The sequence below is a fragment of the Gracilibacillus orientalis genome (genome assembly GCF_900114645.1).
GTDB classification, from domain to species: Bacteria; Bacillota; Bacilli; order Bacillales; family Amphibacillaceae; genus Gracilibacillus; species Gracilibacillus orientalis.
Map to the genome: position 1 here is coordinate 236,779 of NZ_FOTR01000005.1, position 17,205 is coordinate 253,983.

15 protein-coding genes are annotated in these 17,205 nt (G+C 36.6%); 10 read left to right on the plus strand and 5 right to left on the minus strand.

Going from position 1 to position 17,205, the window contains the following annotated elements:
• Nucleotides 1-77: 77 nt before the first annotated feature.
• Nucleotides 78-593: a diaminobutyrate acetyltransferase gene (gene ectA, locus BM121_RS11580; RefSeq protein ID WP_091483795.1), complete on the minus strand. Its 516-nt coding sequence runs from the start codon at nucleotides 591-593 to the stop codon at nucleotides 78-80.
• 833 nt (nucleotides 594-1,426) lie between these two features.
• Between ectA and BM121_RS11585 the strand changes: the two genes are divergently transcribed.
• The 5 genes from BM121_RS11585 (at nucleotide 1,427) to BM121_RS11605 (ending at nucleotide 8,570) form a co-directional block, all read left to right on the plus strand.
• On the plus strand, nucleotides 1,427-3,109 hold the full coding sequence (locus BM121_RS11585; protein ID WP_091483796.1) for a PucR family transcriptional regulator: 1,683 nt from the start codon (nucleotides 1,427-1,429) through the stop codon (nucleotides 3,107-3,109).
• A gap of 456 nt (nucleotides 3,110-3,565) precedes the next feature.
• A complete protein-coding gene (locus BM121_RS11590) occupies nucleotides 3,566-4,774 on the plus strand; it encodes a M24 family metallopeptidase (protein WP_091483797.1) in 1,209 nt (402 codons plus the stop codon).
• 43 nt (nucleotides 4,775-4,817) lie between these two features.
• Nucleotides 4,818-6,017: a cystathionine gamma-synthase family protein gene (locus BM121_RS11595; protein ID WP_091483798.1), complete on the plus strand. Its 1,200-nt coding sequence runs from the start codon at nucleotides 4,818-4,820 to the stop codon at nucleotides 6,015-6,017.
• Between the two features lie 45 nt (nucleotides 6,018-6,062).
• The gene (locus BM121_RS11600; protein ID WP_091483799.1) at nucleotides 6,063-7,118 is read left to right on the plus strand and encodes a homoserine dehydrogenase; all 1,056 of its coding nucleotides are present in this window, start codon (nucleotides 6,063-6,065) and stop codon (nucleotides 7,116-7,118) included.
• Between the two features lie 15 nt (nucleotides 7,119-7,133).
• Nucleotides 7,134-8,570: an aldehyde dehydrogenase family protein gene (locus BM121_RS11605; RefSeq protein WP_091483800.1), complete on the plus strand. Its 1,437-nt coding sequence runs from the start codon at nucleotides 7,134-7,136 to the stop codon at nucleotides 8,568-8,570.
• Nucleotides 8,571-8,775: 205 nt separating this feature from the next.
• On the opposite strand, the gene BM121_RS11610 is transcribed toward BM121_RS11605, so the two are convergent.
• The 3 genes from BM121_RS11610 to BM121_RS11615 form a co-directional block, all read right to left on the minus strand.
• Nucleotides 8,776-9,087, minus strand: a complete 312-nt coding sequence (locus BM121_RS11610; protein ID WP_091483801.1) for a hypothetical protein — start codon at nucleotides 9,085-9,087, stop codon at nucleotides 8,776-8,778.
• Between the two features lie 138 nt (nucleotides 9,088-9,225).
• A complete protein-coding gene (locus BM121_RS22680; protein WP_175495412.1) occupies nucleotides 9,226-9,363 on the minus strand; it encodes a protein rep in 138 nt (45 codons plus the stop codon).
• A gap of 193 nt (nucleotides 9,364-9,556) precedes the next feature.
• Entirely contained in the window at nucleotides 9,557-11,026 is a 1,470-nt protein-coding gene (locus BM121_RS11615) for a catalase (protein WP_091483802.1), read from the minus strand.
• Nucleotides 11,027-11,389: 363 nt separating this feature from the next.
• On the opposite strand from BM121_RS11615, the gene BM121_RS11620 reads away from it, so the two are divergent.
• From BM121_RS11620 to ytzI, 5 genes are all read left to right on the plus strand, one after another.
• Nucleotides 11,390-12,166 carry an ABC transporter ATP-binding protein gene (locus BM121_RS11620; RefSeq protein ID WP_091483803.1) on the plus strand — a complete coding sequence of 259 codons (777 nt, stop codon included), beginning with the start codon at nucleotides 11,390-11,392 and terminating at the stop codon, nucleotides 12,164-12,166.
• Nucleotides 12,167-12,186: 20 nt separating this feature from the next.
• On the plus strand, nucleotides 12,187-13,119 hold the full coding sequence (locus BM121_RS11625; protein WP_091483804.1) for a bile acid:sodium symporter family protein: 933 nt from the start codon (nucleotides 12,187-12,189) through the stop codon (nucleotides 13,117-13,119).
• A 70-nt stretch (nucleotides 13,120-13,189) separates the two neighbouring features.
• Nucleotides 13,190-13,570 (plus strand): DUF4870 domain-containing protein, encoded by a 381-nt coding sequence (locus BM121_RS11630; RefSeq protein ID WP_091483805.1) that lies wholly within the window; start codon nucleotides 13,190-13,192, stop codon nucleotides 13,568-13,570.
• A gap of 111 nt (nucleotides 13,571-13,681) precedes the next feature.
• Nucleotides 13,682-14,029 carry a DUF1360 domain-containing protein gene (locus BM121_RS11635; RefSeq protein ID WP_091483806.1) on the plus strand — a complete coding sequence of 116 codons (348 nt, stop codon included), beginning with the start codon at nucleotides 13,682-13,684 and terminating at the stop codon, nucleotides 14,027-14,029.
• Between the two features lie 891 nt (nucleotides 14,030-14,920).
• Nucleotides 14,921-15,115: a YtzI protein gene (ytzI, locus tag BM121_RS11640; RefSeq protein WP_091483807.1), complete on the plus strand. Its 195-nt coding sequence runs from the start codon at nucleotides 14,921-14,923 to the stop codon at nucleotides 15,113-15,115.
• Nucleotides 15,116-15,216: 101 nt separating this feature from the next.
• Here ytzI and BM121_RS11645 read toward each other — a convergent pair whose 3' ends face one another.
• Nucleotides 15,217-17,202 (minus strand): iron ABC transporter permease, encoded by a 1,986-nt coding sequence (locus BM121_RS11645; protein ID WP_091483808.1) that lies wholly within the window; start codon nucleotides 17,200-17,202, stop codon nucleotides 15,217-15,219.
• Nucleotides 17,203-17,205: the final 3 nt, after the last annotated feature.

Here is a 17,205-nt window from a genome sequence, read left to right on the forward strand (position 1 = left end):
TCCTCCTAGAAATGTATTATATATCGAATTTATTTTCGCACTTTCTTAGTTAGAAAATACGAAATATTACGACATTATTATTTGTTAATAGGCCCGACAATAAACTTTAATTCCTCTTCGTGCTCATCACCAGGGAAAACATCCTCGGTAAAAAACTCGCTTGAAGTAATTTCTGTATTAAAGTCACGAGCTATTTTCTGGAATAGAGATTGCGATGCCTTGTTGTCTGGTGTAATAGTTGCTTCGACAAACTTGATGTTCTGACACGCCTCGCTTGTTAATAAGTAATGCAACATTTTGGATGCAATACCTTTACCTCGCTGTGATGTATCAACACCAACTTGCCAAACAAATACAGCATCTGGTTTGTTTGGAGGGATAAATGCGGTAATAAAGCCAACCACTTGGTTATTTTCTTTTGCTACGACACAAGTATCACTAAAATACTCACTCATTAAAAGGTATTGGTAGGGAGAGTTTGTGTCTAATGTTGATTTTGATACTAATTCCCACATAGATGCTCCATCATTCTTTGTTGGTTTGGAGAACACAACGTCTAGGGTTGGAGCTGGATTCTGTACGTTATTAATCACAATTTACTCCTTTCTTATTGGGCAATCGTTTATTTACACAAATCGTTACATTAAACATAATAAAGGGACTTGCAGTATTCCGCAAATCGCTTATAGCTTGATTACACTTTATAAATCTTCTTTTATTAACTTGAGCTTCATTCAATTGGAATAACTTTATAAATCCTCCAATATTGTCATTTATCCTTACAAATGAGCAAAATTTGATCGAATTATCAAAGTATTCAGCTTATTTATTCCCGTTTTTTTTCAAAACAATCATTATTTTTTAAATAAAAAGACAATATCTAAACACAAAGTTGCCTGTCCATTTGTAATATTTTACAATCAGACTATCGATAACAACGCTGGATCTTGCAACAAATATATGGCTTTTTAATCGTCTAAAAATATTGATTTCGGTTGTTTTCATTGGATTTTGCCATTACTGCTTTTTCTGGGTAGACTGTATTTTTATTTTTATCCAAAAACACAGGTTATAAATGTAGCTTCATATTCCTGAGGATAGTGAATGAAAAGGCATATTGTATGGTGTTTGAGCGTAAAAATAATATAACAGATTATTTGCTTTTTTGTCTCTTTTGATTGAGAAATCATCATAACAAAAATCCTTTATATGTTGTTAAACTCGGTTTTCCCGAAGCTTTCGCTGGGAATAGTTAAAAAGGAGGACTAAGTTTCTGACTTCGTTTAACAGCTCGTCCTCGACAAAGTTTCTGTTATCGTAGACCTTATCAAACTTATAAATTTTGATAAGGCAAAAATGTCTCTTTTTTTAAAAAGCACTTATGTTTATGTGATGATGGAATTTTGTAGCAAAATGAGGTGAGGGTATGGTTTTAACGGTGAGTACTATAATGCAAATGCCGGTGATGAAAGTTTGTGAAGTAAAGACAGGAAAACAATTGCTAGAGCAAAAGCCGATTGAATGGGTTTCTGTTATTGAGCTCCCTGTTGAAAACTTTGTCAGAAAGAATGAGTTTGTTTTAAGTACCGGTATAGGATGCGAAGATAATCCCAACTTATTAGAATCCTTTGTGCAAGATGTCATTCAATCAGGGGTATCTGTTTTAGGTTTTGCCACAGGACGATATATTTATAATATCCCTGATCGAATTTTGGAAAAGGCAAATCAAAATGATTTAATCATCATTGACATTCCTTGGGAAGTTCGTTTTACGGATATTTGGCAATCTGTGATGGATAAAATTACAGAAGTAAAACACAAAGAACGTCAAAAGGTAGAAGATGCCAGACAAGAATTAATTAATTGTGTTCTAAAAGATAAAGGATTAGAAGAGATTGCACACACATTATATAAGCATATTAAAATTCCTGTTGCCATCACTGATTCTGAAAAAAGGTGGAGGGCATTAAAGTTTTTTAATAAAGATATTTTAGAAAATTATAGTCTCGAAGTCCAAGAAGGTCATTTACATCCGATACCACTATCTGATATAAAATTTCAAGAACATCCATTGTATTATCATATGAAAGAATACAAATTTTATAAAGATCGTTTTTTTCAGCTGCAAATTCTCAACAATCACAAGGTACAAGGGTATATTGTATTTCAGCCGAGCGATAATAAAGAGCTGACTTGGTTTGTGATGAATGTGTTAGAGCATGCATTGACAGCCTGTGCGTTATACTTTGTGAAAGAGAATGCCATTGAGTTAACCGAGATACGATTAAAGGATAATTTTGTTTTAAATTTAGCTAAAAATAAATTGAAAATAGATCATCAACTATTAACAAAAGCACATTTATTAAGATATGATCTAAATCTTCCTTATGTTTGTATTGTCGGAGATATTAGAAATAAAGATCTAGGATCAGATAAGCATGATACTTTAGATAACCCTTATCATTCATCATTAAGAAGCTTTAATTATTATATCCAGAAGGAAATCACCTACGCAGGTCGACTATTTGAGCGAAAAACGATGACTACCTTTGAAAAGGGGGAAGTGATTCTTTATTTGCAAGTAGAGGATCCTTCTTATCATGATGTAGCAAATCAATTTTTAGATACGATTGAACGACGGTTAAGCCAATTGCTTTCAGATATTGATATCTCTTGGGGAATTGCACTTCAAAAAGAAAGTACGTATCCATTTTATGAAAGCTATGAAAAGGCCAAAACGGCTCTAGAAATTGGACTGCAGCATGATGGTCCTGGGAATAGAACATTTTATAGTGATACAAGAATTAATCGGCTGTTAATGGCAATATCTCAAGAAGAAAATATTCATGAGATTGTAAAAGATACATTGAGACCATTGTTAGAATACGATAAAAAGAGACAGACAGACCTCATTTTTACTTTTAAGACGTACAACAAATACAAAGGAAATGTTAGTCAAACAGCAAGAGAATTAAATTTACATCGCCAATCGTTATTGCATCGCTTGAGAAAAATAGAGTCTCTGACGCATTTATCCTTAATTGAGGCTGATGATTCTTTTTTATTAGATTTGAGTGTCCGGTTATGGATGCTGAATAAAATAAAATAATAGGGATGACGTCTTGTTGTATAGCAGGGCGTTTTTTTATAGGAAAAGAAAGTGAAGAACATAGATAAGCGCAAATAATGCGATCACTTAGCCAAATTTTTATTAAGTACCAAAATATAAAAGCAAAAAATCAAATTAGTACTTAAAGCCTGATTAAGTACCAAAATGAAATTCAATATCTTAAATATGGAACTGAAAGAACTAAATGATAAGCGGCGATTCGTGTCACCCACTTGCTTCTAATTTGGAACTTTTTAAAAAGCATGAGTCAAATAAGGTGAGTGCAAAAGTAGCCTGTATTCCTGAATATATGGGCGTTTGTGCCTTAATTCATGTTGTATGACAGAAAACCAAAAACTTCATACAATCTGAACATTACATTTTAACCAGCTGTTTAATAAGATGAAAGTAAGAAATAACACTTTATAAAAAATTTTAGGGGGGAGGAGGGATACGATGTTAGCCTTTGATATTTTAGAATATCAAAAACGTTTAACGAAGACAAAACAACAGATGGCTGAAAGCGGGATTGAAGTGTTACTTGTAACAGACCCAGCTAATATGAATTATATATCAGGCTATGATGCTTGGTCATTCTATGTTCACCAAATGTTAATTATCATCATTGATGAACCTCAGCCAATTTGGATTGGTCGTTATCAAGATGCAAATGGCGCGAAAATTACCACATGGATTTACAACGAAAATATTATTCCTTTCCCAGATTATTATGTGCAATCATCGATTTACCACCCAATGGATTTTATAGCAGAAATTTTAAAACAGATAGGGCAAGGAAATAGAAACATTGGTGTTGAGATGGATAATTATTATTTCACTGCCAAAGCTTATGAAAGGTTAAAGTATGGACTTCCCAATGCTACATTTAAAAATGCGGATTTATTAGTGAACTATGTAAGGATTATCAAATCAGAGCAAGAGATTGAATATATGAAGCAGGCAGCAGAAATTGCTGATCAAGCGATGTATAAAGCAGTAGAAAGCGTACGGGTAGGGAATAGAGAGTGTGATACAGCAGCAGCAATATATCATCAAATGATTTCTGGTACGGATGATTATGGAGGTGATTATCCAGCTATTGTTCCGTTGCTTCTGTCTGGAGATAATACTGGTGCACCACATCTAACTTGGTCGGAGAGAAAATATAAAGAAGGAGAATCTGTTGTTATTGAATTAGCAGGCTGTTACAAGAGGTATCATGTACCAGTAGCTCGAACAGTATCGATAGGTAAACCTTCTATACAGCTTGAGAAAATTGCTCCGATTGTCGTTGAAGGTTTGAATGCCGTTTTAGATGCGGTAAAGCCTGGAGTCACTTGTGGAGAACTGGAAAGGTATTGGTATAACTGTCTCAAAAAATATGGAATTGAAAAAGAGGCAAGACTAGGATATTCCGTAGGTTTAGGTTACCCGCCGGATTGGGGAGAGCATACAGCAAGCATTCGAGCAGAGGATTCAACCGTTTTACAACCAAACATGACTTTCCACCTTATTCCGGCCTTATGGTTTGACGATTATGGAATTGAGATCAGTGAATCATTTCGAGTAACAAAAAATGGTGGTGAAACGTTCACCAAAATCCCAAGAGATTTAATTGTGCAAGATCCCTTTCCGTTTCAAGAAAAAGGCGGAATAATCAGCTAGTTTTCCATATGATTAGATAGATTATAGATGAGGAGGGCCTAGTATGAGAGATGTAAAAATGAGTACAAAAGCAGTATGGGCAGGAGAAAAAGATCAATTAGCTTTCGGAGCCACTCAAGTTCCAGTTGTGCATAGTGTATCTTTTGGTTATGACGATATGGATGAATGGTATGAAGTCGCTATCGGAAATAAAGAAGGTCATATCTACGGTCGTAATACCAATCCAACCGTTGAAGCATTTGAAGAAAAAATAAGAATTTTAGAAGGAGCAGAAGCTGCTACGAGCTTTTCGACTGGCATGGCAGCCATTAGTAATACACTCGGAACTCTATTATTTCCAGGGGATCGAATAGTTTCCATAAAAGACACTTATGGCGGAACCAATAAAATATTTACCGAATTTTTGCCAAAGCAAAAAATAGACGTAGTTTTATGCGACACAGGAGATCATGCAGCGATTGAAAAAGAGGTAGCAAAAGGCTGTAAAGTTCTTTATTTAGAAAGTCCCACTAATCCAACAGTGAAAATAACGGATATTGAACGAATGGCGAAGGTTGGAAAAAAAGCTGGAGCTATAGTCATTGTTGATAACACATTTGCTACTCCGATAAACCAAAACCCACTTGAATTGGGAGCAGATTTAGTGATTCATAGTGCTACTAAATTTTTAGGCGGTCATGCAGATGCATTAGGCGGCTCAGTATGTGGATCTAAAAAATTAGTAGAAAGTATTTATCATTATAGAGAAATCAATGGAGCAACACTTGATCCAATGTCAGCCTATTTATTGCTAAGAGGCATGAAAACGCTTCAGTTGAGAATTGAAAAGCAAAGTGAGAATGCAATGGTAGTTGCTCGCTATTTGCAATCTGTTGATGCCGTTGAATCGGTATTTTACCCAGGATTAGAGGACCATCCAGGCCATGATATTGCTAAGAAACAAATGAACGGGTTTGGCAGCATGTTAAGTTTTTCGGTAAAGGGTGGGGTGGATACACTCAGACATTTACTTCCAAAGCTAAAATATGTGAACCGTGCAGCGCATCTTGGCTCTGTTGAAACTATTGTGGGCCCCTCACGCACAACAAGTCACGTAGAATGTACACCAGAAGAAAGAGCTGCAATGGGGATACCGGAAGGGTTAATTCGATATTCAGCAGGACTGGAAGATAAGGATGACTTAATTCATGATTTAGAGCAAGCCTTTCAATCCTTGCCAGAAAGTTTATTTGTAAACAAGTAAAGCAACCACCGATTTTTCTTTAAAAAAACAATGGAGGTGATGAGATTGACTATGAAGGTCGCTTTTATTGGGTTTGGCGGTGTTGGGCAGGCTTTGGCAGAGATTTTTTTGAAACAACAAAAGGGCGAAAAGCCATCGTTTGGTTTCGAGCCCGAGGTTGTCGCTGTATCCGATATTATGAAAGGATCTGTGTATCATCCAAATGGATTAAACATTGAAGAGTTGTTATCTGCCGTTAGAGATTCTGGGAGTTTAGATGCTTATCCAGATCAAACAGGACTAATTAGAGGCTGGGATAGCATGGATACGATCAAGGATACGAATGCAGATATGATTGTTGAGGTAACGTTCACAGATGTGAAAACAGGTCAACCAGCCATTGACCATTGCCAAACAGCTTTTGAACATAATAAAAGTGTAGTAACGACTAATAAAGGTCCTGTTGCCTTAGCTTATGATGAGCTATCAGCACTCGCTGAAAAAAACGACGTGTTCTGGGGATTTGAAGGGACGGTAATGAGCGGAACACCAGCTCTCAGATTGCCCGTTATGACGCTAGCAGGTAATGAAATAACGGAAATTAAAGGGATTCTAAATGGAACGACTAATTATATGATTACTGAAATGGAAAAAGGTAAGACATACAAGGAAGCCTTAGAAAAAGCACAAAGCCTAGGGTTTGCAGAAGCGGATCCAGTTAGTGACGTAGAAGGTTATGATGCGAGATATAAGACAGCGATTTTAGCGAACTATTTAATGGGTAAAAAAATAGCATCAGAAGATATTTATTGTAAGGGAATTAGCGATTTAACATTAGAGATGGTGAAAGAAGCATTAGATGAAAATCAAAAATGGCGTCTGCTCTCGCGTTTAACCAAAAGGGAAGATGGTTCTGTTGAAGCTTCGGTTAAGCCAGAGCTGGTAGATGGTAACGATCCATTAGCTGGAGTTAATGGTCCAACAAATGCGATTGTCTATGAATGTGACTTATCCGGTCCAATTATGTTAACAGGTGCAGGGGCAGGGTTAATCGAAACAGGTTATTCACTTTTTATTGATATCATTCACTACCATAGACAAAATGCCCTAACCAAACTTTAATAGGGGGTGAATTCCATGCAACTACAAGTAAAACAAGAAAAAATGTTGATTGCAGGACAATGGATAGCTGCTGAGCAAACATTTGATGTATTTGATCCGCAAGATAATCGATTAATTGCCAAAGTACCATTAGCTACAGAAAATGATATGCTAATGGCCATTGAAAAAGCAGATGAGGCTTATCTAAACAACAAATATTGGCCAACTTATGCAAGAATGGCTGTGCTTCAACGAGTAGCCTCTTATATAGAAGAGAATAAAGAGCGTTATGCAGAAACGATAGCATTAGAAGGAAGTAAAACAATTCAAGAGGCTCGTGGAGAGGTGAAACGAGCGATACAAACGATTAAAATCAGCGCAGAAGAAGCGCGAAGGATAAATGGAGAAACGATTAATTTTGATCAAAGTGAAAGTGGAGAAAATAGGGTGGGCTATTATTATCGCTTTCCAGTAGGTGTGATTGGAGCTATTACCCCGTTTAATGATCCTTTAAATTTAGTAGCTCACAAGGTTGGTCCAGCGATTGCCTCTGGAAATGCGGTTATTGTCAAACCAGCATCTGATACGCCGTTGAGTGCATTGCTTTTGGCAGAAGCATTCACAAAATCTGGTTTACCTGCAGGCATGCTATCCGTTGTGACCGGATCAGGTCGAGATGTAGGCGACGTGCTCGTCACACACCCTTCCATCACAATGATTACATTTACGGGAGGGGTGGATGTTGGGAAGAAAATAGCGCATAAAGCTGGAATTAAGAAGGTAGGAATGGAGCTCGGTTCCAACTCTCCGGTTATCGTGTTAAAAGATGCAGATGTTGAAAAAGCAGTGGCGTCTTGTGTTTCAGGTGCTTTTACAGTTGCCGGCCAAAATTGTATTGGTGTCCAGCGAGTTTATGTAGAAAAGGAAGTATATGATCAATTCTTAGAGTTATATAAACACAGGACTTCTGAACTGCATTTGGGAGATAAAATGGATCCATTAACAGACATTGGCCCAATGATTAATGAACGGGAAGCAAAAAGAGTTGAAGCATGGGTAAATCAAGCAGTAGTAGAAGGGGCAAAAATTCAAATTGGTGGAAAAAAAGAAAGAGCCTTTTATTATCCTACTATTCTAACAGATGTCCCTAGTAATGCTGTGATTGCTCAAGAAGAAATATTTGGTCCTGTCGTACTTGTCTATTCAGTAGAGGATGTGCATCAAGCGATTGATCAGTCAAACGCTGTTGATTATGGGCTGCAAGCAGGGATATTTACCAAAGATTTGGAAAATGCATTTTTAACGATACAGGAGTTAGAAGTTGGCGGCATCATGGTGAATGATAGTAGTGATTATCGTATTGATGCTATGCCTTTTGGGGGAGTGAAACAATCGGGGTTAGGAAGAGAAGGTATCAAGTCCTCGATTGAAGCCATGACAGAGCTAAAGGTAGTGAGCTTTAAACTAAACTAATCATTTTAAGGATAATAAGTAACGCGTTCACAGCAGTTAGCAGTTCCATTTTGGGGTTGATCCAAAGTGGTTACCCAAAAAAAGTTAGAGTTCTATTATGCGGCTGATTGGCTGAGTTGAGTTCAGGATTCGATTGAACTCAACCCGGCTAATTTTGTTTTTGATCGTTTATTGTTATACCAGTCTATACAACAGTTCTATATTGTTAATAATCGTTAGTTTCTTTCTTTTTACGTATCGCTTCAACATAAAAAATCACAAATATTAAACCACTATACACACCAACATCTATTTCAGCCGCAAATGACAAGATAATTAGCACTAATAAAATTCCTAAACTACCAATGACTAATTTCCAAAAACTAAATCCTGTTCTAAAAAACAGTGCTGCATACACATAAGTTACTATTAAACCAATTGCCCATATAATATCAAAACTATTAAAGTCATTATTAATTAACTGTACTGATAACGAAGCCACAATAACACCAAGTATAAAAGATATAACACTTTTCATAGTAAATCCACCTATTTATAATATTTTTATTTATACCTTAATTAACATCTATTTCTCCGATTAACTCTCCATTTAATTCTTTCTGCTTCGACTTTGTTAGCAAGCCTTTCAAAGAGTTATAGAATTTCAAAAATCATTTCATCTATTAAATAGCGTGTGATTATTTATTGCTTGTTGCCATGACTCCAACCAGCGATCCCGCTTTATGCAATGATTTTCATCAGAAAAGTAACTGCTATTTACTACTAACAACACATGAAAATTATTCTTCTCCATCCTACATTTCTTGCTGTAAAATGACAAAGAAAAGAATACTTCTCCATCTTTTTGTGCGACAAAGAGTTATATTCCAAGATTCCCATACAAATACTCGATGACAAGTTTTTTACAATACTTGCCCATAAAAAAACACCCCCGAAAGTTAGATTCTCTACTCTAACTTTCGGGGGGAGGCTCTTTTTATTTCATATTATTCTTTTACGTGTGCTGGTACTTCTACACCTAATTTCGCAGCAATTCCTTCTGCTAATTCAGGATGTACTTTATAGAAATGTTCTAATTGGCGTTCAACAATACCTTCACGAGTTACGGCACTCATATGATCCGCAAAGTTTTGGATGAGACGCTCGCGCTCTTCATCATTCATCACATCACGGAATAACGAACGAGGCTGAGAGTAGTGATCATCATGATCATATGGAACACTGTCAGCAAATCCAGAAACATCAAATGGATTAATTTTATTTTCTGGTGTTTCTTTTGGTGCATCACTAAAGCTGTTTGGCTCATAGTTAGGGGCACTGCCATTATTACCATCATGTCTCATTTGACCATCACGTTGATAGTTGTTAACCGATGATTTTGCACGGTTGATTGGTAGTGTTTCATGATTTGTTCCAACACGGTAGCGATGCGCATCAGAATATGCATACAAACGACCTTGAAGCATTTTATCTGGAGATGCTTCGATACCAGGAACAAAGTTTCCAGGTGAGAAGGCAGCTTGTTCTACTTCTGCAAAGTAATTTTCAGGATTGCGATCTAATACCATTTTACCAACTTCAATTAGTGGATAATCATCATGTGACCATACTTTCGTTACATCAAATGGATCATAACGATAGTTTAGTGCATCTGCTTCAGGCATGATTTGAACTTTTAATGTCCAAGAAGGAAAGTTATCTTCTTCTATTGCATTAAATAGATCTTCTATATGATAGTCAGGATTTGTACCTGCAAGTTCATCCGCAACCTTAGGATCTAAGTTTTTAATACCTTGATCAGTTTTGAAATGATATTTAATATAGAAAGCTTCTCCATCTTTATTTACCCATTTAAACGTATGGCTTCCGTACCCGTTTTGATGACGATGGGTTGCTGGAATTCCACGATCAGAATGTAAAATAGTAATTTGGTGAAGTGATTCTGGTGATAGTGACCAGAAATCCCATACCGCATTTTTATCTTTTAAGTGCGTTTGCGGGTTACGTTTTTGGGTATGAATAAAGTCTGGGAATTTAATGGCATCACGAATAAAGAATACGGGTGTGTTATTTCCAACTAAATCATAGTTACCTTCATCCGTATAGAATTTAACAGCGAAACCACGAGGGTCACGTACAGTATCGGCAGAACCTAATTCACCAGCAACAGTTGAGAAACGGATGAACATAGGTGTTGTCTTGCCAACTTCAGATAAAAAGTCTGCTTTTGTATATTTAGAAATGTCATTGGTTACTTCAAAATAGCCGTGTGCTCCGGCGCCTTTTGCATGCACAACTCTTTCTGGAACTCTTTCTCGGTTAAAGTGAGCTAGTTTTTCTAGTAAATGAACGTCTTGGATTAACGTTGGTCCTCTATGCCCTGCTGTAATGGAGTTTTGATTATCTCCAACTGGTGTACCAGAGGCAGTTGTTAGGTATTTTTTTTCTTGACTCATATATAGCACCTCTCTCTTAAAGATTTTACACTCTTTATTATAATACAAGTTTTATAAAAATCAATATTTATTTAAAATAATTTTAATTAAGAAAATGTAAAAAAAGAGAAGCAGACTATCAACGAGATAGTTGCTCTCTATGGATTGGGAAACATCCTTGGAACTTTTGTTGATTGGGGGTAACAAAAGATATGTGTAAAGGGAATGTTTCATCACTGTATGTGATTAAGTACATTATAACGATAATGAGAATCATTTTCAATATAAAAGTTCATTTTTTCAGAAAATTTTTTCTGCAAACCAAACACAAGAAATTTCAAGCTTGCGGGTGTATACTATAAAGAGATAAAGGAAGTGATATGAATGGTTCTGGATTTGCAAAAAGTAGGACTAAAAAAAGAGGGAAATTGGATACTAAAAGAGATTGATTGGAAAATGAAAAAAGGAGAACACTGGACATTATTGGGTTTGAATGGGGCAGGAAAAACAGCACTTTTACATATGTTGTGTTCATACTATTTTCCAACGGAAGGCAAAGTTAAAGTCATAGGCAAGCAATTTGGAAAGGATGTACTTGGTGAACAGTTAAGACAGCAAATTGGTATTGTATCTTCCGCCTTAAAACAACGAATTTATGGTACTGATAGTGCATACCAAGTCATATTAAGTGGTGCTTTTGCTTCGATTGGTTTATATGAAACTCCAACAGATGAGATGCGTGCCAAGGCGAAACAGTTATTGAAGGACCTTGATTGCTTTTCATATGCTAATCGTGCCTATCGAACATTGTCACAAGGTGAACAGCAACGCGTGTTAATCGGACGAGCTCTCATCAATAATCCTAAATTATTAATTTTAGACGAGCCGACAAGTGGATTAGATTTTGTTGCAAAAGAGCAATTATTAGAATCGATTGAGCAAATAAGCAGAAGCGAAAATGCGCCTTCCATTATTTATGTAACACACCATGTAGAGGAGATTTTACCAACTTTTTCGAAAACTTTACTGTTAAAAGATGGCCGTGTATTTAATCAAGGTGCAACAAAAACTATGGTCAACTCGGAAAATTTAACCGCATTTTTTGGAGTGCCAGTAGAGGTAGATTGGTCAGAGAAACGTCCAAGATTAAAAAAGATATAACACCCTAGGAGTAGACAGAGATGTTAAACCGTTTAAATCAAATCTTACAAAGAATTATGCCCTTTATAGCACCAACAAGTGTAATCATTGGTGTTTTATATGCGGATTTTTTTATTCATTTTGATAACTGGGTTATCTGGATCTTTGCATTTATGACATTTGCAGGGAGTTTGAGCTTGAATTTTGTTGCTTTATATCGAGTGGTCGCTCATCCTTTATCGATAGTGATAGCACTTGTTATTTTACATGTTTTAATGCCATTATGGGCGTTTCTAATAGGAAGTATCACCTTTAGTAATGATCATTTAACTGTTATTGGTTTTGTATTAGCGATGATTATTCCAACAGGTATTACAAGTTTTATTTGGGTTTCCATGAATAAAGGAAATGTTGCATTAACGCTATCCGTCATTTTGATTGATACGATTTTATCACCCTTCATTGTCCCGTTGTCTTTATCATTATTTATCGGAGCATCCGTTGATTTAGAAGTATGGTCGATGATGAAAGGTTTGTTTATCATGATCGTGATCCCCTCTATACTAGGTATGATTCTACATGAAATGACTCGTGGAGAAATTCATGAGAAATGGAGTCCACGCTTAGCCCCTTTTTCAAAAATGGCGCTAGCGTTAGTGATTATGATTAATAGCTCAGAGGTAGCAGATTATTTATTAGATATTGATTTTCATCTTGTTAAAGTAGCCGTTACCATGTTTTTTGTAGCTGCAAGTGGATATTATTTAGCATGGATACTGGGTAAATGGTTAAAACGGGAAAATCAAGATGTGATTTCCCTGACATTTAGCAGCGGGATGAGAAACATTAGTGCCGGAGCAGTTATAGCTGTTCAATATTTTCCGGGGCCAGTGGCAGTACCTGTTGTTGTTGGTATGTTATTTCAACAAGTTTTAGCTTCTTTATACAGCAAATTTCTCCACAAAAGAAAATAAATATTGTGAATTTTCTTGATAATGTTAAAATTATGTATTGAAGTAATTTTTAACGAAAGGAGGGGGACAAATGACAGAAAATCAATCGCCTCAAGATAATGAAGAACAAAAGTCAGAGCAACAAACCAAAACATCAACGGGATTAGACCAAAATGTCGCCGGTTTATTAACATATGTACTAGGGTTTATTACTGGTATCATTTTTTTATTGTTAGAAAAAGATAATCGCTTTGTCCGTTTTCATGCATTACAATCGACTTTTATATTTGTAGCTTTGATTGTGGTAAATACGGTTCTTGGTATGATTCCTTTATTGGGATGGCTTGTAAGTATTTTAATTTTACCTTTAACAGCTGTTCTATGGATTGTCTTAATGATAAAAGCCTATCAAGGTCATTATTTCAAGTTACCATGGATCGGTGACATGGTAGACCAACAATTAGATAAATAATAAAGTAATCAAGATCTGATGTTTTTATCAGGTCTTTTTTTGGTTTCTAATCATGAATGAGGCACTTAATTAATAATATGAAAGTAAAGAAGAAAAGAGAGAAGGTGCCCTATGATTACATGGTTATCTTTTGCTTTATTATCACTGGCGACATTTCGGTTAACAAGGTTGATTGTTTATGATAAGATCACAGGTTTTATTCGAGCACCTTTTTTTGAGGTAGAAGAAAAATGGTTGCCCGATGGTACCATAGAAGAGACGGTGATGTTTAAAGGAAATGGATGGAAGCGATGGATTGGTGAACTATTACGGTGTCACTGGTGTACGGGCATTTGGTCAGCTTTATTTTTATTCTTAGGCTTTCACTTTTATTCTACTGTATTTATCCCAATCATTATTGTATTAGCGATTGCAGGAGTAGCAGCAATTATCGAAGTCATTATTTCCTATTTTATTTAAGAGTATGTTACTTTTTCCTTTTGTAACCACTGCAGCTGCATGACTTTTTCTTTCGACCTTTTTTCCGTCTGTTGACAGACGTATGAGTAATAGTAGACATGATCAAAACTCCTTCATCTTACAAGATTATGAACATTCAATGTTATTTTATGGTCATCGCTATAAAAGCGTTCGGGAGTAGAATAAAAACGATGAAAATGACCAAATGGAGTAGCTTAGAAATTCAAAGGATCTATTCGCCTTTTTCCTTTTAACTACCGTAGTTTCCATAAACTGCGAAGTAACTTTTGTGTTCCTTACTCCCATTCTATTTGAGATGAGTGCTAGTCCGACGCTGCGTGAAAACACTCCCTTTCACCAAGGGCACAAGTGCAACATCTACTCAAGCAGGATCGCTTTCGTAGTGTTTTCTATGCCGTCAGGGAACGCTGCAGCCTCCTCGCGAGCAAAGAACGCTCACTGCGGGGTCTTCAGACTGTTCCTTTTCGAAGAGCAGGACGATCAAGTATCGCATTTTTCCGCAGCTTAGAGTAGTTTCTTGATCAAGTAAGAGGAATCCATAGAATATAATTTTATGAGTGTTATATTCTTGTAATAATCAGAAAATCACTACTAGCGCAGGCAGAATACGCAGACTCCTGTGGGAACAGCGCGAGCTGAAGACCCCACAGAAAAGCGCACTTTGCTTTTTGAGGAGGCTGAGGCCGTGCCCACGGAAAGCAAAGTATTCTGCCGGAGCGTAACCCAACCACTTATCAAAAATCAGGATTGGAGAAAATTTTCACTATGTCGCAGTTTGTATCGACTTGTTCCTTTTATTGTGAATTAGTTCACGATGTGGTGTTGTGTTATAATGGGACTTATTTCAAATGAAAGGGAAGGATACGGAGCATGTGGGTTGTCATTATTGTTTGTATTATTATAGTGATCGGTGTATTAGCACTGTCGATTTTGACTTTAAATAAAGGGTATGGATATAAGCAAACCATTGATCCATTACCGGGTGAGCAGGAATATAATGAAGAAAAAGAAGAGACTACCGAAAATTCATCGGACAAGACGGATGAAAATAAAAACAGTGACTGATAACAAAATTATCAGTCACTGTTTTTTGGTAATTTAGGAGAAGAGTGAGGGTTTTGAATAAACAAAGTTAAAGCATCACTTCCAAGGCGGTAGGCTACTCATTATTTACTCTTTACAGTATTTGTTTTCTTTAATAAATATAGTAAGTAAGGTGCTCCGATTAATGATACGATAATACCTGCTGGAATTTCTTTTGGTGCAAGTAAAAAGCGACCTAGAAAATCAGCGGTAAGAAGTAAAATACCACCAACAGCCAATGTTAATGGCAATAATCGTAATAATTTAGGTCCAACAAGTTGTCTAGCAATATGTGGTGCAAGCAAACCTACAAAACTGATGGCCCCAACAGCTGAGACACTAATAGCAGCTAATACCACACCAAGAATGATCATCAGTAGTCTCATTCTAGATGTTTTTACTCCTAAGCCCAGGGAGATGCTATCGTCGAATGATAATATCTCAAATGTATCGGCATAAGACAGTATGAGCGGTAGTATAATGATCATGGAGATGATTAAAATAAGGAAATGACTCCAGTTCACCCCATATGTACTACCCGCAAGCCATGTTAATGCCTGGGAAGCATGGATGTTTGCTCTGACTAATAAAATTTGAATAATCGCTGCTCCAACAGCTGATATAGCGATCCCCATTAATAACAGAATCATTGGTTGAAAGCCACTTTTGGCACTAATTAATAATACGATTCCCATGGTTAATAATGCACCAATTAAAGCGCCTAGTGGCACGAAAATAAAAGGTGCTTGAGGAAATACGATCAACAATAATACAGCAAATACACTTGCCCCTGAAGTAATACCAAGCACAGAGGCATCGGCAAGGGGATTCCGTAGTACTGTTTGCATTAATAGGCCACTTATCGCCATCATCATTCCAATACCGAAGCTTACTAAGACACGCGGTACACGGAAATCCCATACGAAACTGTTGAACATTAGTTCATGTGGTAGGTCTACTAATTTTGTAAAGCTTGTACCTCCAAATGATAAACTGATGATAATTAATAATCCCACAGCAACAGCTAATATAGAATAAAAGAACTTGAAACGCGTAATCCGTACCTTTCCTTCTAAAGCACTTCCAGCAGACTGTATACGAGAACTCATTTTTAATGCTAAATACACAAGCCAAGGAGCACCGACAATTGCTGTCATAGCGCCTACAGGTATCTCGGATGTTGGGGAAACCAGCCGTACTAAGATATCGGCAGCAATCAGTAAACTAGCTCCTACTACTATATTAGCAAGAATCATTGTACGATGTAGTCTAATCCCCATTAAACGTACTAAATGAGGGGCGATGATACCAACAAATCCGATCGGACCAACAACAGTTACGGTCACGGCCGCAAGTAATATTGCAATGATCCAGCCTAACACTTTGCTTAATGTAATATTCTGTCCTAAACCAATTGCGGTGTCATCACCTAATAACAAAATATCAAAGCGACGACTTACAATAAGAGCTAGTAACAGTGTTGATAAAATCCACGGTGTAGCGAATTGTACGCCAGTCCAGTCCAATTGTATTAATGTACCAGCTCCCCATAGAAAAAGGCCGGATACTTCGTTCTCAAATAATAATTGCAAAGCACTTGTAAAAGAAGAAAACAGCATTGTTACAATCATACCTGTTAGAGCAATTCTAACCGGGTCAAGTGATTTACCAACAAGAAACGTTACACAAAGTGCTGCAATTAAACCACCTGTCATGGTGACTAAGATTGGATAGGTACCACTTATACTAGGGAAGAAAATGGTGAATAACACGACAAAAAAATAAGCCCCTGCGTGAATCCCCAACGTACTAGCACTTGCGAGGGGGTTTTTTGTCATTGTTTGTAATAGCATTCCAGCGACAGCCAATGAAGCCCCAGCCAAGCACCCAATAACAAAACGCGGCATACGACTGTATAATAAAAAATTCATTTGTTGCTCATCTTGCCATACTTCTATCCAAAAAGAAAAAAAGTCAGAAGAAGCTTGACCTTGGCTAACATGAATTAGTCCAAGGACGAGAAATAATAGTACACTTCCAATGAATAATAAAAAAGACTTAACATTCATTGT